Source organism: Streptomyces sp. NPDC013187, assembly GCF_042899705.1.
Classification (GTDB): domain Bacteria; phylum Actinomycetota; class Actinomycetes; order Streptomycetales; family Streptomycetaceae; genus Streptomyces; species Streptomyces hawaiiensis_A.
Genome location: NZ_JBIBAF010000027.1, coordinates 41293 through 63130, shown reverse-complemented (window position 1 = coordinate 63130; position 21838 = coordinate 41293). Strand labels below are relative to the sequence as shown.

Genomic DNA, 21838 nt, shown 5'->3' with positions numbered 1-21838 from the left:
GCTTCCGCAGCGCGTCCAGATGCTCCCCTGTGAGCTTGTCGCGCCTTGATTTGGTGTTCGAGACCCATACGCCCAGCTTCACGCCATCGGCTCCGCCTCGCCGGCGACGGTGATCTCCTCAACGTCGTCGTCCACCTGGTACAGGGCGTTTTCCGAGTCGGGTCGCTGAACCCTTGCGGCTGGCTGCCGCGTGTGGTCCTGGTCACGGACGAACCGTTTGGACAAGGGGTGGTCAAGGGTCAAAACGGACGCCGTTGGGGCGGGATGAACAGACCGCGGACAAGGGGTGCTTTCTCACGGTGACTTCGGCCCGTACGCCTAGCGCGTGCGGGCCGGACCTGTCACCGATCCGGCCTCGAAGGCCGGAGAATCCCGAGGTCGCGATGACCACCGCACCCACCCCGCACACGCCGCCGGCCCCGGCGGACACCGCTGCGACAGCGAGCCCCGCAGCGAGCCCTGTAGCCCCGAGCCGCCGTCTGACCGTTGTCAATGATCAGACCCCCGATTCGCCCTCTCTGGCGGGTTGCAACTCATCTTCTCCCAGTACTGATGTACCTGGAGAAGCGTCCCGGGACCGGAAGGCTGCGGAGCAGAAGGCCGGAGCGGAGATCCGCGGCGAGGTCCTGCTCACCCTCGCTCAGCTGCGCCTGGCCACACCCAGCCAGCTCAAGGCGTTGCTGCTGCCGCACCAGCAGGACACCGACCATGTCCGGCGTGCGCTGCGCAACCTGCGCGACGAATCCCCGGCTCTGGTCGGCCGGACCCACCGAGCCCAGCAGAGCTACTGGTACTGCACCCCGGCGGGCCTGCGCCTCTCCAGCGCCTCGGACGCACCGGTGACCTTCCCTGCGTGGCTCCAGGGCGTGATGGCGATGCGACTGCGCGAGGGGATGTTCGGAGGCGTCGCCGGCAAGGCCGAGCGGATCTCGGTCCCGGAGGCGCTCGCCACCTACACGCGGGCCCCGGCGTGGCAGGACCACGCCGCCCGCTGGAAGGGCACCCTGCAGCAGGGTCAGGCGGCCGACATCTGCGTGCTCGACGGTGACGTCATGCGCGTCGACCCGCACGACCTGATCGTGCTGAAGGTCGCGGCCACCATGGTGGGCGGGACGCTCGTGTACGACGGAGGTTCGGCATCGGCGCGCCCGGCGAGAGGCGTGGCGGCGCACGCGGGCTCCCTGAGCAAGCACTCGTCGACCGCGTGCCTGGACGAGGGACTGTGCTGCTGCGCCGTCACCGAGCGGCTCGGGGGCTGACGCTCCGTCGTGCACGGGGTCCCGGTCACGATTCGGTGGCCGGGACCCCGCCGCAAGCCGGTCACGATCGTCCGGACGTCTCCACCGGCGCCGCAGCGACTGGGCCGTCGTGTCGTCGTCCGGGGTCCGTGCGATGCGGTCCACGCACCCGTGGCACGAGGCCCTTCTGTGGATCTCCGCGGTGTCGCGACGCACGGTGGAGCCGCTCGCCGCACGCGGACGCCGCTGCTTCTCCCACGGAGATCCGTCAGAAGGGCATTGTCACGTTGTTGGGTGCGTGACTGTCTGATGGTGTGTCGGGCGCGGTGGGCACACGGTCTGGGCGTGTTGAAACGGTGGTGGGCCGGTTGCGGCGCGGGTGATCTGGTCCCAGATGGCGAAGCGGATGGTCATCTCGGATCGGTAGCCGGAGGCCGCCATCACATGGCGGCGGGACCGGAAGTGGGATGAGATGCCGCTGAATGCGGACAGGGAACCGCTGGGCTGCGCCAACGCCGATGAAGCCCTTCATCGCCCGTTCACGCTGCCGTGTCGGCTGGTGGCGTAGGTCTGCCGGACTTGCCGCACCAGCGGCGGATCGTCTCGTAGGAGACGACGATCCCGCGCTCGAGCATGAGCTACTCGAGACGCCTCGCGGAACGACAGGGGGAAGCGGCGGTGCAGCCACACGCAGTGAGAGATGACCTCGACCGGGTACCGGTGACCCTGGTGCGGCAGCGACGCGCTCCACACAGACGACCCTTCCCGGGCTGATCAACCCGAAGATCATCCCACCGGTCAGCCAACGTGACAGTGCCCGGCGGTCAGCTGTCGATCGTTGGCCATGAGTCGTCGTTCAGGCTGGCCGCGAGCCACTGCTCGACGGCGGTGATGTGGACGGTCGCGGCGGAGGCGGCCAGCAGGGCGTCCCGCGTCTGGAGCGCGCGGAGGATCTCCTCGTGGTCCTGGTGGGCGTTGTCCAGGGCGTGACTCGTGCGGCTGCCGCGGACGATGCGTACGCGCTGGGTGCGCGTGGAGAGCACGCGCAGCAGCATGGACAGCACCGGGTTGCCGACGGCTTCGACGATCCTCAGGTGGAAGGCGATGTCGTGGGCGACGAACTCCTCGACGGTGGTGGCCGACCGGCACCGGTCGAGGATCTCGCGCAGTTCCTGGAGGTCCTCCGGCTTCAGCAGGGCGGCGGCAAGGCCGGTCGCCTGTGGTTCGAGGAGCCTGCGGACCTGGAGCAGTTGCAGGGCGGTGTGGCCCTGGGAGACGTCGGCGGCGAAGGAGAGGCTCTCCAGCAGCAGATGGGGCTCCAGGCTGGTGACGTAGGTGCCGTCGCCCTGGCGGGTGATCAGGATCCGCATGGCGGTCAGGGCCCGCACGGCCTCGCGCAGCGAGTTGCGGGACAGGCCGAGTTGTCCGGCGAGGACGTCCTCCTTGGGGAGGCGGGAGCCGGGCGCGAGTTCGCCGGCGACGATCATCGCCTTGATCTTGTCGATGGCCTCGTCGGTCAGTGCCACGTGCGTGCCTCTCCGTGCCGGTGCTGTGCGGGGCGCCGGCGCCGCCCGGCAACGCTGGAGACTGGGCGGAGCGGCTCACTGGGCCCGGTCACTCCTGCTTCTCGCCGGAGGCGAAGCGGGAGATGATCAGGGCGACGATGATGATCGCACCGTTGAGGAACTGGTTCCACAGGGGTGGTACGCCCGCCAGCGTCATGACGTTCACGACGAGTTGCAGGGTGAGGACGCCGGTGAGCGCGCCGAAGACGGAGCCCTTGCCGCCGTTGAGGCTCACCCCGCCGATGACGGTCGCGGCGAAGACCTGGAAGATCCAGCCGCTGCCCTGGGTGGCGGAGATGGAGCCGTAGTGGCCGCTGTAGAGGATGCCGGCGAACGCGGCGAGCAGGCTGCCGAGGATGAGGACGCTCCACACGATCCGGTCGACGCGGATGCCGGCGGTGCGTGCGGCCTCCGCGTTGCCGCCGATCGCGTACAGCGCGCGGCCGTGCCGCAGCCAGGCCAGCGCGCTGCCGCCGAGCGCGAACAGCACCGCACAGATCCAGATGGCGGCGGGCACACCCAGCCAGGACGCCTTGCCCAGGTAGGTGAAGGAGGAGGGCAGTTCCACGATGGACTGGCCCTCGGAGAGGGCGACCTGAAGTCCTCGGAGCATGGTCAGCATGCCGAGGGTGACGATGAAGCCGTTGAGACGCAGCTTGAGGATGAGGAAGCCGTTGACGGCACCGATCACCATGCCGACCAGGAGGCACAGCGGCACCGCCGTCCACTCGGGGAGCATTCCCAGACCGGTGAACCGGGCACCGCTCGTGGGCAGGATTAGCCATACGGCGATGACGGGGGCCACGCCGATGGTGGACTCCAGGGACAGGTCCATCCGGCCGCAGATGAGGATGAGCGCCGTGGCGAGGACGAGCAGGCTCAGTTCGGTGGACTGCTGGGCGACGCCGATGAGGTTGTCGGCGGTGAGGAAGGCCGGCGAGACGATGAACCCGATCAGCATCAGCACGAGGATGGCCGGGATCAGGGACAGGTCACGGAAGCGGCTGAGGTCGATCCCGGGGCGGGCGGTCTTTGCGGTGTCCGCGGCGGCCGGCTCCGCCGCGCTCGCTGCGGGCTCGGTGAGTTCTGTGGTGGCGGACATGACTACCTTCCGTGCTCGTCGGTGCCGGATGCGGCAGATACGGGGGTGTTGCCGACGCCCTCCATGGCGGCGACGACGTGTTCGTCCTTCCAGCCGCGCTGGAACTCGGCGACCACGCGTCCGTGGAACATGACGACGACCCGGTCGCACACCTTCAGGTCGTCCACTTCGTCGGAGACGATCAGTGCGGCCCTGCCGCTGTCGGCGACCTGCCGGATCCTGCCGAGCAGGAACTCCTTGGACTTCACGTCCACACCGTTGGTGGGGCGAATGGCCACCAGGACATGGGGGTCGGTGGCCAGGGCGCGGGCGACGACGACCTTCTGCTGGTTGCCACCGGACAGGGCGGAGACCGGGGTGGCCGCTCCCGGGGTCTTGATGTCGAGATCGCGGATCATGCGCCGGGCGAAAGCCCTGGTGCGGGCGGGAAGCACCGTGCCGAACGGGCCGAGCTGGTCGGTGACGGTCAGCGTCGCGTTCTCCGCCACGCTGCGATTGGTGACCAGCCCCTGGAGGTGGCGGTCCTCGGGGACCAGGCCGACTCCGGCGGCGAGGGCCGAGGGCACACTGCCCCCGCGCACCTGCCGCCCGCCGACCGAGATGGTGCCCGCCTCGGGGCGGTGCAGACCGGCGACGGCTTCGCCCACCTGCACGTTGCCGCTGGCCGCGGCGCCGGCGAGCCCCACCACCTCACCCGAGCGCACCGAGAGGGAGAGGTCCGCACAGGCGCCGGGCAGCGTCAGGCCGTCGATCGCCAGCAGGTGCGCGGAGTCGGCCCGTACGGTTCGGGCGGTGCTCGCGGCGGCGCTGCCCGTGGCCGTGGCGGCGGACTCACCGGTCATGGCCTCCACCAGCGCCTGATGACCGAGGTCGGCCACGGGCGCGGTGAGGATGTGGGCCGCGTCGCGGTAGACCGTGACCGTGGTGCAGAGGTCGTACACCTCTTGCAGGTGGTGGGAGATGAAGAGGAAGGCAACGCCCTGGCCCTGGAGGTCTCGGAGCTTGTCGAAGAGGCGGCCGATGCCGCGGGCGTCGAGCTTGGCGGTCGGCTCGTCGAGGATGATGAAGCGGGCGCCGAAGGACAGCGCGCGGGCGATCTCCACGAACTGGCGCTGCTCGACGGTGAGGTCCTTCGCCCGCGCGGCGGGGTCGACGGCCACGCCGTACTCGCCGAGCAGTTCCTCCGCGCGCAGCCGGAGCTGCTTCCAGCGGATGGGCCGCACGAGGCCGGCGCTCTGCCGGTTCAGGAAGAGGTTCTCGGCGACGGTCAGCTCACCGATGATCGTCGAGCGCTGGTAGACGCAGGCGACGCGGGAGCGCCAGGCGTCTATGTCGCCGAAGGCGGGTGCCGGCTCGCCAGAGAAGCGCAGGGATCCGGTGTCGGGCTGCTGGAGGCCGGTGAGGATGGACACGAGCGTCGATTTGCCGGCGCCGTTGCGCCCCACCAAGGCGTGCGACTCGCCCGCGGCGATGCTGATACGTGCGTCGCGCAGGGCGATGGTCGCCCCGAACCGTTTGCTGATGCCGGTCGCCTCGGCCACGGGGGCCGGGTGTTTCGGGGCGGTCGCGGTGTCCGCCATGGTGGATACCGTCCTTCGTGTACGGATGCTGGTGGGTCGGGGAACGCGGGGTGCGGCACGGTGTGGAGCGAGGGGACGCCCGCCCTCCACACCGCGGGTGTGAGCCGCCGACCGTCAGCCGACGTTGTTGCCCCACAGGGCCTTGTCGTCGACGTTGTCCTTGGTCACCAGCGGGGCCGGCAGCTGGTCCTCCAGGCCGTTCGGGATCTTGACGATGGTGGAGTCGTGGTCGGTCTTGCCCGGCTTGAACGTCTTGCCTTCGGCGGCGGCCTGGGCGTAGTACAGCGCGTACTTGGCGTACAGGTCGGCGGGCTGGGACACCGTGGCGTCGATCTGGCCCTTGCGGATGGCGTCGAACTCCTGCGGGATGCCGTCGTTGGAGATGATCGAGATGTGGCCCTTCTCGCCGGCCGGCTTGAGCAGGCCCTTCTGCTCCAGCAGCGCCAGGGTGGGCTGCAGGAAGACACCGCCGGCCTGCATGTAGATGCCGTTGAGGTCCGGGTGCTGGGCGAGCAGGCTCTGCAGCTTGGCGGAGGCCACGTCGCCCTTCCAGTCGGTGGGCAGCTCGAACACCTTGATCTTCGGGAACTTCTCCTTCATGCAGGCGGCGAAGGCCTCGGAGCGGTCGCGCCCGTTGATGGAGTCCAGGGCGCCCTGCAGCTCGGCGACCTTGCCCTTCCCGCCCAGCTGCTCGCCGAGGAACTCGCACGCCTTGGTGCCGTACGCCCGGTTGTCGGCGCGCACCACCATGTAGACGTCGCCCTTGTCGGGCCTGGTGTCGACGCTGACCACGGGGATCTTCTTCGACGCCAGGGTGTCGAGGGTGGAAGCGATGGCGCCGGTGTCCTGGGGGGCCATGACGACGGCCTTGGCGCCCGTGTTCTGGAACACCTGCACGTTGGCGACCAGCTTGGTGACGTCGTTCTGCGAGTTGCTGAGCGGCAGCGCGTTGATGTCCTCGGACTTGATGTCCTTCTTCAGGTACTCGGCGTAGGAGTTCCAGAAGTCCGAGTCGGAACGCGGCAGGTCGATGCCGATGGCGGGCTTGTCACCGCTGCCCGAGGTGGCGGAGGCCGTGCTGTCGCGGTTGCAGCCGGTGGCGAGGGTCACGATCGCGAGGACGGCGGTGGCGACTGCGGCAGTGGAGCGGGTGCGGGTGGGCTTCATGGCTGTGTTGTCTCCTTGGCCAGGGCGGTGAGCCGCAGGGCGACGGGGGGGAGGGCGGTGTACCGGCCCGCTGGGGAGGGCGAGTACGCCTGCGGACAGCGGTCGGTTCGGCACAAGGCAGGTGCGACCGCGCCCGATGTGGACGGAAATGAGGGTCAGCCGGTGGCCGAGGCGGCGGAGTTCGACGGTCGCGCTGCGGGTCGCGCTGAGAGACGTCGATCATTCCTCCGATGTATCTCGGACGCCGAGGACGTTACGACGGCACTGCCGAACTTGACAAGGGTTCCCCCTGCCTGAATTGCGTCAGACCGGTTCCCCCCCTCCGCAGGCGCGGCGCGACACCGCGGGGCAGCCGTCACCACCTACTTCCACCTGCACTTTCTCCATCTCCTCAAGCGAGGCGGGACGAGCGGAACGAGCTCACGATTCGGCAACGGCGCTGCCGGTCGGCGTGGACGCAGGGGCACGCGGGATGCCTTGTAAGGGCGTGAGTCGCCCCTCGGCCACCAGAACGCTGCGCCGCCCTCTCCGCGGAGGGGCGGCGCAGGAGAAGCCCCTGGATTCATCGGAGGGCCAGTTCGTGCGCCACCTTTCTGACCAGGTGAGGTGCTGGTGGCCTGTGGCGCCCAGTGTGGAACCGTCACGATGCGGCGCATACATCCGAGGTATCTCATTGTCAGAGAGGCGTCCCTCCGTCTAAAGTCGCGATGCCGCATACATCCGATGACTGAGGGGGGCGGGCGGTCGGCAGGCGATGCCCTGTACGCCTCCGTCCGGCACATGGCTGCCCCCTGCTCAGCCGGCCACCCCCACCCGGACGAAATCACCCCACGGCAAGGGAGCTGCCCAGTGAAACTGCTAAGAGTCGGCGCCCCCGGCGAGGAGCGCCCCGCCGTCCGCACCGACGACGGCCTGCTGCTGGACCTGTCTCCCGTGGCCCACGACATCGACGGCGCCTTCCTGGCCGCGGGCGGTGTCGACCGGGCCCGTGCCGCCGTCACGAGGGGGGAACTGCCCGAGCTGGACGCGGACGGCCTGCGGATCGGCGCACCGGTGGCCCGCCCCGGCAAGGTCGTCTGCATCGGTCTGAACTACCGCGACCATGCCGCCGAGACCGGCGCGCCGATTCCCGAGCGGCCCGTGGTGTTCATGAAGGACGCGGGCACGGTCGTCGGACCGTACGACGAGGTGCTGATCCCGCGTGGCTCGGTGAAGACGGACTGGGAGGTCGAACTGGCGGTCGTCATCGGCCGCCGGGCGCGCTACCTCGACGGGCCCGAGGCAGCACGGAAGGCGATCGCCGGCTACGCGGTCAGCCACGACGTCTCCGAGCGCGAGTTTCAGCTGGAGTACTCGCCGCAGTGGGACCTGGGGAAGTCGTGCGAGACCTTCAACCCGCTCGGCCCGTGGCTGGTCACCGCCGACGAGGTCGGTGACCCGCAGAACCTCGGGCTGCACCTGAGCGTCAACGGCGTGAAGCGGCAGGACGGCCACACCAGCGACATGGTCTTCCCGGTCGCCCACATCGTGGCGTACCTGAGCCAGTACATGGTCCTGGAGCCGGGCGACGTGATCAACACCGGTACGCCCGCCGGCGTGGCCCTGGGCCTCCCCGGCACCCCTTTCCTCCGTCCCGGCGACACCGTCGAGCTCTGCGTCGACGGGCTCGGCGGCCAGCGCCAGACCTTCGCCCCAGCGTGAGAGGCACCCCCTTGACTGCAATCCCCGCCCGGATCACCGCCGTCGACACCTACGACATCCGCTTCCCCACCTCGCGGGAGCTGGACGGTTCCGACGCGATGAACCCGGACCCCGACTACTCCGCCGCCTATCTGGTGCTGCGCACGGACGCCGGTGACGGACTGGAAGGCCACGGTTTCACGTTCACCATCGGCCGCGGCAACGACGTCCAGGTCGCCGCGATCGAGGCACTACGCCACCACGTGGTGGGGCGTGATGTGGCGGAGCTGTGCGCCGACCCGGGCTCGCTCAGCCGTGACCTGATCGGGGACAGCCAGCTGCGCTGGCTCGGCCCGGAGAAGGGCCTGATGCATATGGCGATCGGCGCCGTGGTCAACGCCGTGTGGGACTTGGCCGCCAAACGACAGGGCAAGCCGCTGTGGCAGCTCCTCGCCCACGCCGAACCCGAGTGGCTGGTCTCCCAGATCGACTTCCGCTACATCGCCGACGCCCTCACCCCCGAGGACGCCCTCGCTCTCCTCCGGGCGGGCCGGGCCGGGCTCGCCGAGCGCGAAGCGATCCTGTTGGAACGCGGCTACCCCGGCTACACCACCTCCCCGGGCTGGCTCGGATACTCCGACGACAAGCTCACCCGGCTGGCCAAGCAGGCCGTCGCCGACGGCTTCACCCAGATCAAGCTCAAGGTCGGCGCCGACCTCGACGACGACATCAGGCGGCTGCGCACCGCCCGCGCCGCCGTCGGCGACGGCATCCGCATCGCCATCGACGCCAACCAGCGATGGAACGTGGACGAGGCGATCGAGTGGACCCGGGCGCTCGCCGAGTTCGACCCGTACTGGATCGAGGAACCGACCAGCCCCGACGACGTCCTCGGACACGCGACCGTACGACGGGCCGTCGCCCCCGTGAAGGTGGCCACCGGCGAGCACGTGCAGAACCGCATCGTCTTCAAACAGCTCCTCCAGGCCGGCGCCCTCGACGTCCTCCAGATCGACGCCGCCCGGGTCGGCGGGGTCAACGAGAACCTCGCGATCCTGCTGCTCGCCGCGAAGTTCGGCGTTCCGGTGTGCCCCCACGCCGGGGGAGTGGGGCTGTGCGAGCTGGTGCAGCACCTGTCGATGTTCGACTATCTGGCGCTGTCCGGGACGACCGAGAACCGGGTCGTCGAGTACGTCGACCACCTTCATCAGCACTTCACCGCGCCCGTGGTGATGCGCGGCGGTCACTACAGCGCGCCGCTCGCGCCCGGCTTCTCCGCCACCATGCGGGAGGACTCCATCGCCGCCTACACCTACCCGGACGGGACGTTCTGGGTCGCCGATCGCGCTGATACCGCCGGGCAGGCGGAGACCCCGGGGCAGGCCGGCACCGCCGGACAGGAGGACGCGGCATGACCATCGACCTCTCAGGGCTCCGGGCCGTCGTCACCGGCGGCGCCTCCGGCATCGGCCTCGCCACGGCCCGTGCGCTGGCCGCACAGGGCGCGGCGGTGGCCGTGCTCGACCTCGACCCCGGCGCCGTGCCGCAACCGCTGCTCGGCCTCGTGGCCGACGTCAGCGACGACCCCTCCGTACGCGCCGCCGTACAGACCGCTGCCACGCGACTCGGCGGCATCGACATCCTCGTCAACAACGCAGGCATCGGCGCGGCGGGCACCGTGGAGGACAACCCCGACGAACAGTGGCACCGCGTCCTGGACGTCAACGTCCTCGGCATCGTCCGCACCACCCGGGCCGCCCTGCCCCACCTGCGCCGCGCCGCCACTGCCCGTCCGGGCACCGCGGTCGTCGTCAACACCTGCTCCATCGCCGCCACCGCCGGACTGCCGCAGCGCGCCCTGTACTCCGCCAGCAAGGGCGCCGTGCTGTCCCTCACCCTGGCCATGGCCGCGGACCACGTCCGCGAGGGCATCCGCGTCAACTGCGTCAACCCCGGCACCGCCGACACCCCCTGGGTGGCCCGGCTGCTGGACGCCGCCGATGACCCCGAGGCCGAACGCGCCGCTCTCAACGCCCGCCAGCCCATGGGGCGTCTGGTGACCGCCGACGAGGTGGCGGCTGCCGTCGTCTACCTCGCGAGCCCCGCCGCCGCCGGCGTGACCGGAACCGCACTCGCGGTGGACGGCGGTATGCAGGGCCTGCGGCTGCGCCCGGTGGCCCGGCCGTGAGGACCACGAGGCTGGGCGGCAGCGCGGTGCATGCCTCCGAACTGGCGCTGGGCTGTGCCGGCATCGGCAACCTCTACCACCCCGTCACCGACGACGCGGCCCGCGCCACCGTGGAAGCGGCCTGGAACGCCGGCATCCGCACCTTCGACACCGCGCCCCACTACGGTCTTGGTCTCTCGGAGCGACGGCTGGGCGCCGCGCTGCGCGGCCGCCCCCGGGATGCGTACACCATCTCCACCAAGGTCGGCCGGCTCCTCGTGCCGAACCAGGACGACAGTCACGGCGACGACCTCGCGAACGGCTTCGCAGCCCCCGCCTCCCACCGCCGCGTCTGGGACTTCAGCGCCGACGGAATCCTGCGCTCCCTGGAGGCGAGCCTGGACCGCCTCGGCCTCGACCGGGTCGACGTCGTCCTGCTGCACGACCCGGACGACCACGCCCAGCAGGCCCTGCGCGAGGCGTACCCGGCGCTGGAGCGGCTGCGCGCCGAAGGAGTCGTGGGCGCGATCGGCGTCGGGATGAACCAATCCGCACTGCCCGCCCGTTTCCTGCGCGAGACCGACATCGACGTGGTGCTGCTGGCCGGCCGCTACACCCTGCTGGAACAGGAAGGGCTCGCCGAACTGCTGCCCGAGGCCGCCGCCCGCGGCCGGAGCGTCGTCATCGGCGGGGTTTTCAACTCGGGGCTGCTCACCGCCCCGCGGCCCGGCGCCACCTACGACTACGCGCCCGCGCCCAGGCCGGTACTGGAGCGGGCGCTGCGCCTGCTGGCGGTCACCGAGCGCCACGGTGTGCCCCTGCGCGCCGCCGCTCTGCGCTTCCCCTTCGGCCACCGAGCCGTCGCGAGCGTATTGACCGGTGCCCGGTCACCCGAGGAGGTGCGCGACACGGTGGAGCAGTGGCGGCGCCCGATCCCGGACGCCGTCTGGGACGACCTGCGCGCCGAGGGCCTGCTGGCTTTGAACACCCCCGTCCCCGTACCCACGCCGAGCGCACCGGCCACGCCGTCGAAGGAGCCGTCATGAGGGTCGCCCTGCACACCAAGGTCCGCGCCGACCGCATCGAGGAGTACGAGGCGGCACACCGGGAGGTCCCCGAGGAGCTGACCGCCGCCATCCGTGCCGCAGGGGTGAGTGAGTGGACGATCTGGCGCAGTGGAACCGACCTGTTCCACCTGCTCGAGGTCGACGACTACCCGGCGATGATCGCCGCACTGGAGAAGCTGCCGGTCAACATCGCCTGGCAGGCGCGGATGGCGGACCTGCTCGACGTCGCGCACGACTACTCCGCGCAGGGCGCGGGCGCCTCACTGCCGGTGGTGTGGCAGCTGTGAGCGCACCCCGGCCGGAACCGGGCGTCGTCGACGCCCACCACCATGTCTGGGACCTGTCCGTCCGTGACCAGGAGTGGATCACCGGCCCTGAACTCGCCCCGCTGCGCCGCAACTTCGGCCTCCTCGACCTGGAGCCGGAGGCCCGCGCGGCCGGGGTCACCGCCACCGTCCTCGTGCAGACGATCACCGTGCCCGAGGAGACGCCGGAGTTCCTCGACCTCGCCGCACGAAGCCCCCTGGTCGCCGGGGTCGTCGGATGGACCGACCTCACCGCACCCGATGTCACCGACGCCCTCGCCGCACTGCGTGAGCGCCCCGGCGGGCAGTACCTGATGGGCATCCGCCACCAGGTACAGGGCGAGCCCGACCCCCGCTGGCTGCTACGCCCGGACGTCCTGCGCGGTCTGACCGCGCTCGCCCAGGCGGGCCTCAGCTACGACCTCGTGGTCAAGCACCACCAGCTGCCGACCGCCGTCCAGGCCGCCAAGCGTCTCCCCGGCCTCACGTTCATCCTTGACCACCTGGGCAAGCCGCCCATCGCGTCCGGCGCTCTCGAACCCTGGGCCGCGCACATCCGGCGGCTCGCCCGACTGCCCAACACCGTCTGCAAACTCTCCGGCATGGTCACCGAGGCCGACTGGGCCTCCTGGACCGTCGAGGACCTCACGCCGTACGCCGACACGGTCCTGGACGCCTTCGGCCCGGGGCGGGTGATGTTCGGCTCCGACTGGCCGGTCTGCCAGCTTGCCGGCTCCTACGCCGACGTCGTCGCCGCGACGCGCGAGGTGACGGCCCGGCTCACCCGCGCGGAACGGCACGATGTCTTCACCGGCACCGCCGTACGGACCTACGGACTCTCCGTCCCCGAATCTCGGGGCCCGTCCCAGGAAGCACCATGCGCATAGCTCTCTTCATCACTTGTTTCAACGACACGATGTTCCCCCGCACCGGCCAGGCGGTGACCGCTCTCCTGGAGCGCCTCGGGCACACCGTGGAGTTCCCGCAGGACCAGACCTGCTGCGGGCAGATGCACTTCAACACCGGCTACCGTCCGGAAACCCTGCCCATGGTGCGTCGTTTCGCGAACGTCTTCGCGGGCTACGACGCCGTGGTCGCCCCCTCCGGATCCTGCACGGCCATGGTGCGCGACCATCACCGGGTGGTGGCCGCCCAGTGCGGGGACACCGCCCTCACCGAGGCGGTCGAGCAGGTGACGCCGACGGTGTACGAACTGTCGGAACTCCTCGTCGACGTCCTTGGCGTCACCGACGTCGGTGCGTACTTCCCGCACCGGGTCACCTACCACCCGACCTGCCACTCGCTACGCATGTTGCGCGTCGGGGACCGGCCGCTCAGGCTGCTGCGCGCGGTGAAGGGCATCGACCTCGTCGAACTGCCCGCCGCCGAGTCCTGCTGCGGCTTCGGCGGCACCTTCGCGCTGAAGAACGCGGACGTGTCCAATGCGATGCTGGCCGACAAGATGCGCCATGTTCTGGACACGGGTGCCGAGTTCCTCACCGCAGGCGACAACTCCTGTCTCACGCACATCGGCGGCGGCCTGTCCCGGCTCCGTACCGGCGTCGGGACCCTGCACCTGGCCGAGATCCTGGCCTCCACGGAAGGGAGCGCCCGGTGAGCGGCGCCGACAACGTCGTATGGCTGGGCACACCGGCCTTCCCCGAGGCGGCACGCACCGCGCTCGCCGACACCCGGCTGCGCGCCAACCTGCGCCGGGCTACCAGCACCATCCGCGACAAGCGGCTGGCGGCCGCCGCCGAGCTGGAGGACTGGGAGGAACTGCGGGAGAGGGCGGCAGCCGTCAAGCGTCACACCCTGCGCCACCTCGACCACCATCTCCTGCGCCTGGAGAAGGCGGTGACCGCCGCGGGCGGAACGGTCCACTGGGCGGCGAACGCCGACGAAGCCAACCGCATCGTGACCGGTCTGGTGCGGGCGACCGGCGAGCGGGAGGTCGTCAAGGTCAAGTCGATGGCGACCCAGGAGATCGGCCTGAACGAGGCGCTCACCGAAGCGGGCATCCACGCCTACGAGACCGATCTCGCCGAACTGATCGTGCAGTTGGGAGGCGACCGCCCCTCCCACATCCTCGTGCCGGCCATCCACCGGGGCCGCTCGGAGATCAGGGAAATCTTCCAGCGGGAGATGGGGGAGTGGGGCCGACCCGCCCCCGACGGACTCACCGACGACCCACGCGACCTCGCCGAAGCGGCCCGGCTCCACCTGCGGGAGAAGTTCCTGCGGGCCAAGGTCGCCGTCTCCGGGGCCAACTTCGCCGCCGCCGACACCGGCACCGTGGCGGTCGTGGAGTCGGAGGGTAACGGACGGATGTGCCTGACTCTGCCGGAAACCCTGATCACCGTCATGGGCATCGAGAAGGTCCTGCCCTCCTTCGCCGACCTGGACGTCTTCCTCCAGCTGCTGCCGCGCTCGTCCACGGGCGAGCGCATGAACCCTTACACCTCGCTCTGGACGGGCGTCAGCGAAGGCGACGGCCCCCGGGAGTTCCACCTGGTGCTGCTCGACAACGGCCGCACCGCCACCCTCACCGACGAGATCGGACGTCAGGCGCTGTCGTGCATCCGCTGTTCGGCGTGCCTGAACGTCTGCCCGGTCTATGAGCGCACCGGCGGCCACGCCTACGGCTCGGTGTACCCCGGCCCGATCGGCGCCGTCCTGACCCCGCAGCTCGTCGGCGTCGAGAACGCGGCCTCGCTGCCCTTCGCCTCGACCCTGTGCGGCGCCTGCTACGACGCCTGCCCCGTGAAGATCAACATTCCGGAGGTGCTGGTCCACCTGCGCGCCGAGGCCGTGGAAGCCAAGCGCCGGGACCGGCTGCTGCCGACCCCCGAGGCACTGGCCATGAAAGCCGCCGCGGCGGTGCTGTCCTCCCCGAAACGACTCGCGACAGCCCAGAGGCTTGCCGCCCGCGGGACCCGGCTGATCGCCCGTGACGGCAGGATCGGTGCATTGCCAGGGCCGCTCGCGGGCTGGTCCGGCACCCGCGACACGCCCGCCCCGGCCAGGGAGTCGCTGCGTGCCTGGTGGCGCCGTACGAAGACGACTGCGCGGGACGAAGACCGTACGCCGGCGGCAGAAAAGGGGCGACGATGAGCAACCGGGAGACCGTCCTGAGCGCGGTGAGGAAAGCCCTGGCCGGCGTACCCGGCCACGAGCGGCCCGACTACCCGCCCGTCCCGCACGGTCGTCGCGCCGGCCACGCGGAGCCGGACATCGTCGGGCTGTTCACCGAGCGCGCCGCCGACTACCGCGCCACGGTGACGCGGGCTCCGGCAGCCGAAGCCGCGGCCGCCGTCGGCCGCGCGCTGACACGCACCGGGGCGCGCTCGGTCGTGGTGCCGCCGGGGCTCCCGGGCGACCTGGTCCCCGAGGGGCCCTGGACGCAGATGGGAGACGCCCCGCCGCTGACGACCGGACGGCTCGACGCGGCGGACGCCGTGGTCACCACCGTCGCCACCGCCATCGCGGTCACCGGGACCGTGATCCTCGACCACGGCCTCGGCCAGGGACGCCGGGTCCTGACACTACTGCCGGACCAGCACATCTGCGTGGTCCGGGCGGACCAGATCGCACCGGACGTGCCCGAGGCGCTGAGGCGGCTCGACCCGTACCGGCCGCTGACACTCGTATCCGGCCCGTCGGCCACCAGCGACATCGAACTGGACCGTATCGAGGGCGTCCACGGACCACGGACCCTGGACATCGTCGTGATCACGGACGAGTAGCGGCACGGCGGCACGGTGGGGTACAGCACGAAGCCCGGCGGGTGGCGCGAGACGCCACCCGCCGGGCACGGCTCGTCGTCAGACCGCCCGGCGCTGGAACTGCTGGTTGGTGCCGGTGCCGCAGGTCCACTGGATCAGGCGGGCGCCGTTGGCGGTGGAGGCGTCCTTCACGTCCAGGCACTTGCCGCTGTGCCGGGCCACCAGCCGGTAGTAGCCGCTGCCCTGGTCCTGGACCTGCCACTGCTGGTTGGTGCCGGTCGTGCAGCGGAACTGGTTCACTACGCCGCCGTCGGCGGTGGAGTTGTTCGCGACGTCCAGGCACTTGCCGCTGTGCTGGGCGAGCACGCGGACGTAACCGCCACCGGCGTCCTGCAGCCGCCACTGCTGGTTGAGGCCGCTGCCGCAGGTGTACTGGAGGGCGATGGCGCTGTCGGCGGCGGAGTTGTCGGAGATGTCGAGGCACTTGGAGCTGTGCCGGGCGATCAAATTGTAGTAGGGGCCGCCGCCCACACCGGTGACCGTGCCGGCAGCGGTGTCGATGGCGATCTGCGGGTACCAGGGCAGGTTCATGGTGGTCCGGGTCGGGAAGGTCAGCGGGAGCCAGACGTACTGGGAGTCGTTGACCGTGCCGCCCATGGAGTTGCCCCAGCGGTCGCCCATGTAGAGGTAGGAGGTGCCCGAGGTGCCCTGGACGGGCAGGACGAACGTGGTCTGGGAGCCGTAGCCGGTGTCGTCGCCGATGTCGGCCATGGCGGTCCACGGGCCGGTGAGGCTGGTCGCGGTCGCGTACTTCTGCTGGTTGGGCTTCCAGCCGCTGTTGCCGGAGGTGAGCATGAAGTAGACGCCGTCCCGCTTGAACAGCGCCGGTGCCTCGCGGAAGGTGCCGGCCCACGGGTTGGCGACCAGGCTGTCGTACGCCGTGTAGGCGGCGTTGAGCTTCCAGATCTGCAGGTCGGCGTTGCCGGATGTGGACGTGATCTGGTACGCGGTGCCGTCGTCGTCCCTGAACAGCGTCATGTCGCGGGACGTGGTGCCGGACGGCGGCCGGAAGCTGCCCTGCCAGGTGTAGTCGCCGTCGACGGTGTCGGAGACGGCGACGGCGGCGCGGGCCTGGTTGTAGTCGCTGCCGTTCTCTTTGTGCATCCACATCACGAACTTGCCGGTGGTGCTGTTGAAGATCACCTTCGGGCGTTCGATGTTGGCGACGGCGAGTTCGGGATTGCTGGCCTGGGTCAGGACGTCGCGTCTGAACTCCCAGGTCTTGAGGTCCGTCGAGCGGTAGACGGAGACGGCCTTGAAGGTGTTGTCGGCGTTGCGGTTCTCGCCGAACCAGTAGTAGGCGGAGCCGACCTTGATCACTCCGCCGCCATGGGCGTGGATCACGGAGCCGGTGGTGTCGGTGAACTGGGTGGCGTTGGTGACGGTGACCGGGGCCGCTTGTGCAGGCGATCCAGTGACCAGCAAAGTGAACACGCTCAGGGTGGCGGCCAGCGTGAGTGTGAGAGTGCGTCGGAGCATCGGGTTCCTCAACGACGGTTATGGAATGTTTGTTAGTGTGCGGTCCCTTTGGCGAGACGGTAGGGATGGCGGCTGATTACGTCAAGGGAACATCCGATGTCTGTGGGATTCCCTCATGTCTCCACTGATCGGCTGACCTGTTCAGTGTGAGAGATTCCGCGTCGGCCCTCTGGACAGGATGCATCCCTCTGACCATTAATACATCCAACGTCATCACGACGAGGTGTCACCCTCGAACGTCGCACCTGGACACCTATCAACCATGGATGACTCATCCGATCTATTCGGGTCGGGACACTGAGCCGCAGCACGGTCCGTGCTGTCCCGTGGACAGTCAGGAGAGATCCCCTTGTCAGAACCGCTCACTCGACGGAGAGTGCTGATGGGTATGGCGGCCATGACGGTCGCCGCTGTCGTCACACCCGCCCTGTCGGCCCCCGCACACGCCGCCACCTCCTCCCAGCCCCTGCCGCTCCCGCCCCTGCGGATCCCCAAGCTGGACATGGGGATCGAGCAGCAGTCGGACGAGAAGATCCAGTGGCTGCAGGACGCCAAGATCGGCATGTTCATCCACTGGGGCCCCTACTCCGGCCCGGCCAAGGGCGAGTGGTACATGGAGAACGCCGGCGTCACCCCGGAGAACTACAAGAAGTACGTCACCGACGCCACCAGCGAACAGTTCACCGCCAGCGCGTACAACCCGGCAGACTGGGCCCAGCTCGCCAAGGACATGGGCGCCAAGTACACCGTGCTCACCGCCCGCCACCACGACGGCTTCGCGCTGTGGCCCTCCACCCATGCCAACGCCTGGCACTCCGGGCAGGCCCCGCTGCAGAAGGACTTCGTCGGCCCGTACGTCACCGCCGTGCGCGACGCCGGGCTGAAGGTGGGCCTGTACTTCTCGCCCCTGAGCTGGCGCTACCCCGGCTACTACGACGTCAATGGCACCAACTGCCTGCCCAACGCCTGGGGCTACACCACCGATCCCGCGCACAAGGAGAACGCGCGGATCATGAAGAACGAGGTGTACCAGCAGGTCAAGGAGCTGGTGACCCAGTACGGCAAGATCGATGACATCTGGTGGGACGGCGGCTGGCTCGGCCAGCAGGGCTCCGACCGGGACGCCGCGTTCTTCTGGGAGCCGGGCAAGTTCCGCGATCCGGCGAACGAGTGGCCGGTGGACGCCGCCTTCGGTGACACCGACCCGGCCACCGGCAAGCCTCTGGGTCTGACCGGCCTGGTGCGCAAGTACCAGCCCGATGCCGTCACCACCCTGCGCTCCGGCTGGATCGGCGACTTCGCCAGCGAGGAGGGCCCCTCCGTCCCGACCGGCGCGATCCGCACCGGCAAGGTGTCGGAGAAGGCCTTCACCATCGGCGGCGCCTGGGGCTACAAGGCCGGCTCCAGCGTGATGAGCTTCGGCACCGCGATGAACATCCTGGTCAACGCCTGGGTGCGCAACATGACCTGCCTGGTCAACGTCGGGCCCGACCGCACCGGCGCGGTCCCCAGCGGCCAGCAGGCACTGGTACGCCAGATCGGATCCTTCCTGACCACGTGCGGTGAAGCCGTGTACGGCACCCGCGGCGGCCCGTGGAACCCGGTGGACGGCAAGTACGGCTACACCTACAAGGACAAGACCTTCTACGTCCACCTGCTGCCCGGCTATACCGGTACCTCCTTCACCACCCCGCGGATCGGGGACGCGTCGGTCACCCGGGTCTTCGACGTCGCGTCGGGCACCGACCTGTCGTTCAGCGTCGACGACAGCGGCAAGGTGACCATCACCGGGATCAACCGCACCCGCATCCCCCAGGACAGCGTGGTCGGCGTCACCCTGGACCGGACGGTGCAGCCGGCCGACATCGCCGCCGGCAGGACCGCCACGGCCAGCAGCGAGGAGAGCTCCAAGGGCAACACCGCGGCCAAGGCCGTCGACGGCTCCACCGCCACCCGGTGGTGCGCGAACAACGGCAACCTCGGCAACTGGCTGAAGGTGGACCTGGGGTCGGTCAGGCCGGTCACCGGCACCCGGATCGCCTGGGAGCTGGACGCCACCAACTACCGATACAAGATCGAGGGTTCCACCGACAACACCAACTGGACCACCCTGGCCGACCGCACCGCCACCACCAGCACCAGCCAGGTGCAGGTCGCCATGTTCAATGCCTCGGCCCGGTACGTGAGGGTGACGGTCACCGGACTGCCCTCCGGTGTCTGGGCCTCTATCCGCAACCTGGAGGTCTACGACCGGCCCTTCGCCGCCGACCTGGGCACCTACCGGCTGGTGAACCGCAAGAGCGGCAAGGTGCTCGACGTCAGCGACGCCTCCAGCACCGACGGCGCGCAGATCATCCAGTGGCCCTCGACCGGCGGCACCAACCAGCAGTGGAAGCTGCTGCCGAACACCGACGGCTCCTACCGGCTGTCCAACGTCCGCAGCGGCAAGGTCCTGAACAGCCCCAACGGTTCCGCCCAGGGCGCGATCCTGGACCAGGCGACCGACACCGACAGCAGCAACCAGTGGTGGAAACTGGTCCCCGCGACCAGCGGCTACTACCGGCTCGTCAACGTCGGCAACGGCTGGTGCGCCGATGTCAAGGACGCCTCCACCGCGGACGGCGCCAAGGTCATCCAGTGGCCCAACACCGGCAGCACCAACCAGGAATGGCAGGTCATCGCCCTGTAGACCGCCGTGGCTGGGGGAACCGGTGCGGAACGAAGCGCACCAGCAGCCGGGCGCTACACAGATCCGTGCCGGCGGCGGTGTCAATGGCCGTCTGGCGGAACCACGGCATGTTCATGGTGGTCCGGGTGGAGAAGGTCAGCGGCAGCCAGACGTACTGGGGGTCGTTGACCGTGCCGCCCATGGAGTTGCCCCAGCGGTCGCCCATGTACAGCTACGAGGTGCCCGAGGCGCCCTGGAACAGGACGATGGTGGTCTTGGAGCCGTAGGCGGTGTCGTCGCCGATGTCGGCCATGGGGGCTAGTACTGCAGAAATCGTTGCCTCTTCTGCGGTAGTGGCAGCGGCGAGCAGCGGCTTGGTGCCGTCTGCATCAGAGGGACCAGTCCAGGGCATGAGGGGCCTTCCTCACGGTGGCTCCGGCCCGCACATCCGCGTGTGGGCCGGACGACCGCCGACCCGGCCACTGACGGAAGACGCCTCCGCGGGTGCCTGGCTGGCGCGGTCCGCCGCGCTGCTGCTGCGGTGCCGCTCGATCAAGGCGGCCTGCTGAGGCCGCCGCCGTGGGCCGTGCAGCAACAACTGATATGAGGTCGGCGAGTTCAGTGCGGTCCATCCCGATCAGGGCCGGGTCGGCCAGGCGGTGTGTGAGCTGGAGCCGGGTGGTGACCGGTGCCCGGTGCGTACGAAGTCCTCGATCTCCTGACCGCTTGAGAAACACAGCGTGGTGGGCGTGATGGAGATGCCGTTGTCCTGAAGGAGCCGTCGGACCTCCTTGATGGACGGGCCGATGGTGCGCTGGCACAGGCCCAGCATCTCGCCCGCAACTTCTGCGAGCACACGTGCCGGCGGTAGATCACGCTCAGCAGGTCCCGGTCCGCAGGGGCGAGGACCGGGCGCTTGTTGTCTCCGGCCCCATGGCGGCAAGGTCCGCCACGCTTGCCGTGCAGGCGTTTTTCACGCAAAGCCCAGCTCAGTCGTGATCTTCCTGAACAGGGCCGCCAGTTCCTCGCGGCGCATCCCGGTCAGGGCCGGCTCGTCTTGCTCGCGCTCTCTCAGCTGTCCACACGCTACCGACGCGGACGCAAGACGGCACTTGCTGAACCGCAGCACCGAACCGTCGGCGCTGAAGGTGCCGTCGGTGTGCGCGATTTGGACGGTGCAGGAGTGCTTCAAGGCGTTGGCCATGGTCCCTCGGAACGTGATCCGCCGGTTGGTGGCGTCGACGGTGGTCGTGCCCCCCTGCGCGGACTTGAGGGAGATCGTTCCGGACAGTCCCTCGGCGCTCTCCGTCGTGTACCGGAAGACCATGACAGCGGCCCACACAGGCCAGCGGTCTCACTCCCGTCCGGGAGTGAGACCGCTGGGTGTTGTCATGGCCAGTGGGCGGACGGGCCGGCGTGGCCCGCCGGTACCCGGCCCTCGCGTGCGGGCCAGGTCAGTTGTCGACCCAGTACTGGCTGATCGTACGGTTGTTGACCTCGACCGCTGTGTCCGCCCGAGTCATTTTGAGGCACACGTCGTCGCCGTACTTGGCGCTCATCAGGTCCTGGGAGTACGTCTCGCAGGACCAGCCCGAAATCCGCTGCCGGGCGCCCCACTTCAGGTCCTTGAAGTTCTTGATGCGCTGCGGCAGAGTCGTAAGTCCGACCTTGTCGGTCCTGTCGATCGCACGCTGGCAGGCGATGCCGTCGGTCTTGGGGACTTCGATCACTCTCGACCAGATGACCTCTTGCGTGCCGCCGTTGTAGGTGCCCGCCCACCAGTTGCCGCAGATGCGGGATCCTGACTGGGCCTCAGCGATTCCGGGTGCCATGACCGCGAACAGGCCACCGGACGTCATGGCGATTGCTGCGAGCATCGCCGTGCGGCGCTTCGTGCGCTTGATCTGCATGGGTTGCCTCCTTGTCTTCCGAGAGCCAGTCAGATGCGGCCGTTGATGGCCCAGCCGACCTTGTCTTCCACGAACACGTTTCTGGTCCAGTTGCCGAATCTGGCGTTGCCGTTCCACTCGTAGGT

At 69.6% G+C, this 21838-nt stretch carries 21 protein-coding genes and 1 pseudogene; 13 read left to right on the top strand and 9 right to left on the bottom strand.

The features are described from left to right. Window positions 1-677 precede the first annotated feature (677 nt). Window positions 678-1259 (top strand): amidohydrolase family protein, encoded by a 582-nt coding sequence (locus ACFY5B_RS37740; protein WP_389979193.1) that lies wholly within the window; start codon window positions 678-680, stop codon window positions 1257-1259. A gap of 339 nt (window positions 1260-1598) precedes the next feature. Here the strand turns inward: ACFY5B_RS37740 and ACFY5B_RS37735 are convergent. The 5 genes and pseudogenes from ACFY5B_RS37735 to ACFY5B_RS37715 form a co-directional block, all read right to left on the bottom strand. Then, a pseudogene (locus tag ACFY5B_RS37735) lies at window positions 1599-1991 on the bottom strand (hypothetical protein); the annotation flags it as partial. Window positions 1992-2062: 71 nt separating this feature from the next. After that, on the bottom strand, window positions 2063-2764 hold the full coding sequence (locus tag ACFY5B_RS37730; RefSeq protein ID WP_389979190.1) for a FadR/GntR family transcriptional regulator: 702 nt from the start codon (window positions 2762-2764) through the stop codon (window positions 2063-2065). An 88-nt stretch (window positions 2765-2852) separates the two neighbouring features. Further along, window positions 2853-3905 (bottom strand): ABC transporter permease, encoded by a 1053-nt coding sequence (locus ACFY5B_RS37725; protein ID WP_389979187.1) that lies wholly within the window; start codon window positions 3903-3905, stop codon window positions 2853-2855. Window positions 3906-3907: 2 nt separating this feature from the next. After that, the gene (locus ACFY5B_RS37720) at window positions 3908-5485 is read right to left on the bottom strand and encodes a sugar ABC transporter ATP-binding protein (protein ID WP_389979184.1); all 1578 of its coding nucleotides are present in this window, start codon (window positions 5483-5485) and stop codon (window positions 3908-3910) included. A 114-nt stretch (window positions 5486-5599) separates the two neighbouring features. Continuing rightward, window positions 5600-6652 carry a sugar ABC transporter substrate-binding protein gene (locus tag ACFY5B_RS37715; RefSeq protein ID WP_389979181.1) on the bottom strand — a complete coding sequence of 351 codons (1053 nt, stop codon included), beginning with the start codon at window positions 6650-6652 and terminating at the stop codon, window positions 5600-5602. A gap of 849 nt (window positions 6653-7501) precedes the next feature. Here ACFY5B_RS37715 and ACFY5B_RS37710 point away from each other — a divergent pair. The 9 genes from ACFY5B_RS37710 to ACFY5B_RS37670 are packed head-to-tail and all read left to right on the top strand — an operon-like array spanning window position 7502 to window position 15617. Further along, a complete protein-coding gene (locus tag ACFY5B_RS37710; protein WP_389979178.1) occupies window positions 7502-8353 on the top strand; it encodes a fumarylacetoacetate hydrolase family protein in 852 nt (283 codons plus the stop codon). Window positions 8354-8364: 11 nt separating this feature from the next. Beyond that, window positions 8365-9747, top strand: coding sequence for an L-fuconate dehydratase (locus ACFY5B_RS37705; protein WP_389979175.1), 1383 nt, complete (start codon window positions 8365-8367; stop codon window positions 9745-9747). Then, a complete protein-coding gene (locus ACFY5B_RS37700) occupies window positions 9744-10520 on the top strand; it encodes an SDR family NAD(P)-dependent oxidoreductase (protein WP_389979172.1) in 777 nt (258 codons plus the stop codon). The genes ACFY5B_RS37705 and ACFY5B_RS37700 overlap by 4 nt, the downstream gene beginning before the upstream one ends. After that, entirely contained in the window at window positions 10517-11545 is a 1029-nt protein-coding gene (locus tag ACFY5B_RS37695; protein WP_389979169.1) for an aldo/keto reductase, read from the top strand. Before ACFY5B_RS37700 ends, ACFY5B_RS37695 begins: the two co-directional genes overlap by 4 nt. Further along, complete coding sequence (locus ACFY5B_RS37690; protein ID WP_389979166.1) at window positions 11542-11853, top strand: L-rhamnose mutarotase; 312 nt, start codon at window positions 11542-11544, stop codon at window positions 11851-11853. The genes ACFY5B_RS37695 and ACFY5B_RS37690 overlap by 4 nt, the downstream gene beginning before the upstream one ends. Next, the gene (locus tag ACFY5B_RS37685) at window positions 11850-12758 is read left to right on the top strand and encodes an amidohydrolase family protein (RefSeq protein WP_389979164.1); all 909 of its coding nucleotides are present in this window, start codon (window positions 11850-11852) and stop codon (window positions 12756-12758) included. Before ACFY5B_RS37690 ends, ACFY5B_RS37685 begins: the two co-directional genes overlap by 4 nt. Next, window positions 12749-13489, top strand: coding sequence for a (Fe-S)-binding protein (locus ACFY5B_RS37680; RefSeq protein WP_389979161.1), 741 nt, complete (start codon window positions 12749-12751; stop codon window positions 13487-13489). The genes ACFY5B_RS37685 and ACFY5B_RS37680 overlap by 10 nt, the downstream gene beginning before the upstream one ends. Continuing rightward, complete coding sequence (locus ACFY5B_RS37675; protein WP_389979158.1) at window positions 13486-14985, top strand: LutB/LldF family L-lactate oxidation iron-sulfur protein; 1500 nt, start codon at window positions 13486-13488, stop codon at window positions 14983-14985. Before ACFY5B_RS37680 ends, ACFY5B_RS37675 begins: the two co-directional genes overlap by 4 nt. Further along, a complete protein-coding gene (locus ACFY5B_RS37670) occupies window positions 14982-15617 on the top strand; it encodes a lactate utilization protein C (protein ID WP_389979155.1) in 636 nt (211 codons plus the stop codon). Before ACFY5B_RS37675 ends, ACFY5B_RS37670 begins: the two co-directional genes overlap by 4 nt. Before the next feature lie 78 nt (window positions 15618-15695). Here the strand turns inward: ACFY5B_RS37670 and ACFY5B_RS37665 are convergent, their stop codons facing one another. Further along, window positions 15696-17135: an RICIN domain-containing protein gene (locus ACFY5B_RS37665; protein WP_389979152.1), complete on the bottom strand. Its 1440-nt coding sequence runs from the start codon at window positions 17133-17135 to the stop codon at window positions 15696-15698. 382 nt (window positions 17136-17517) lie between these two features. Here ACFY5B_RS37665 and ACFY5B_RS37660 point away from each other — a divergent pair, with 382 nt between their 5' ends. From ACFY5B_RS37660 to ACFY5B_RS37650, 3 genes are all read left to right on the top strand, one after another. Further along, on the top strand, window positions 17518-19824 hold the full coding sequence (locus tag ACFY5B_RS37660; protein WP_389979150.1) for an alpha-L-fucosidase: 2307 nt from the start codon (window positions 17518-17520) through the stop codon (window positions 19822-19824). Between the two features lie 83 nt (window positions 19825-19907). Continuing rightward, the gene (locus ACFY5B_RS37655; RefSeq protein ID WP_389979147.1) at window positions 19908-20090 is read left to right on the top strand and encodes a hypothetical protein; all 183 of its coding nucleotides are present in this window, start codon (window positions 19908-19910) and stop codon (window positions 20088-20090) included. A 123-nt stretch (window positions 20091-20213) separates the two neighbouring features. Continuing rightward, window positions 20214-20372 (top strand): hypothetical protein, encoded by a 159-nt coding sequence (locus tag ACFY5B_RS37650; protein ID WP_389979145.1) that lies wholly within the window; start codon window positions 20214-20216, stop codon window positions 20370-20372. Window positions 20373-20440: 68 nt separating this feature from the next. Here ACFY5B_RS37650 and ACFY5B_RS37645 read toward each other — a convergent pair whose 3' ends face one another. From ACFY5B_RS37645 to ACFY5B_RS37635, 3 genes are all read right to left on the bottom strand, one after another. Continuing rightward, a complete protein-coding gene (locus ACFY5B_RS37645) occupies window positions 20441-20659 on the bottom strand; it encodes a hypothetical protein (protein WP_389979142.1) in 219 nt (72 codons plus the stop codon). A gap of 117 nt (window positions 20660-20776) precedes the next feature. Then, a complete protein-coding gene (locus ACFY5B_RS37640; RefSeq protein ID WP_389979138.1) occupies window positions 20777-21145 on the bottom strand; it encodes a hypothetical protein in 369 nt (122 codons plus the stop codon). 112 nt (window positions 21146-21257) lie between these two features. Next, window positions 21258-21713, bottom strand: a complete 456-nt coding sequence (locus tag ACFY5B_RS37635) for a hypothetical protein (protein ID WP_389979135.1) — start codon at window positions 21711-21713, stop codon at window positions 21258-21260. Between the last annotated feature and the right edge of the window lie 125 nt (window positions 21714-21838).

Bases quoted from the DNA above. Each gene is read 5' to 3' on its own strand.
- ACFY5B_RS37725 (WP_389979187.1), bottom strand. From the start codon at position 3,905: ATGTCCGCCACCACAGAACTCACCGAGCCCGCAGCGAGCGCGGCGGAG.
- ACFY5B_RS37680 (WP_389979161.1), top strand. From the start codon at position 12,749: ATGCGCATAGCTCTCTTCATCACTTGTTTCAACGACACGATGTTCCCC.
- ACFY5B_RS37660 (WP_389979150.1), top strand. From the start codon at position 17,518: ATGGGTATGGCGGCCATGACGGTCGCCGCTGTCGTCACACCCGCCCTG.
- ACFY5B_RS37635 (WP_389979135.1), bottom strand. From the start codon at position 21,713: ATGCAGATCAAGCGCACGAAGCGCCGCACGGCGATGCTCGCAGCAATC.
- ACFY5B_RS37670 (WP_389979155.1), top strand. From the start codon at position 14,982: ATGAGCAACCGGGAGACCGTCCTGAGCGCGGTGAGGAAAGCCCTGGCC.
- ACFY5B_RS37665 (WP_389979152.1), bottom strand. From the start codon at position 17,135: ATGCTCCGACGCACTCTCACACTCACGCTGGCCGCCACCCTGAGCGTG.
- ACFY5B_RS37650 (WP_389979145.1), top strand. From the start codon at position 20,214: ATGAGGGGCCTTCCTCACGGTGGCTCCGGCCCGCACATCCGCGTGTGG.
- ACFY5B_RS37655 (WP_389979147.1), top strand. From the start codon at position 19,908: ATGGCCGTCTGGCGGAACCACGGCATGTTCATGGTGGTCCGGGTGGAG.
- ACFY5B_RS37700 (WP_389979172.1), top strand. From the start codon at position 9,744: ATGACCATCGACCTCTCAGGGCTCCGGGCCGTCGTCACCGGCGGCGCC.
- ACFY5B_RS37720 (WP_389979184.1), bottom strand. From the start codon at position 5,485: ATGGCGGACACCGCGACCGCCCCGAAACACCCGGCCCCCGTGGCCGAG.
- ACFY5B_RS37715 (WP_389979181.1), bottom strand. From the start codon at position 6,652: ATGAAGCCCACCCGCACCCGCTCCACTGCCGCAGTCGCCACCGCCGTC.
- ACFY5B_RS37690 (WP_389979166.1), top strand. From the start codon at position 11,542: ATGAGGGTCGCCCTGCACACCAAGGTCCGCGCCGACCGCATCGAGGAG.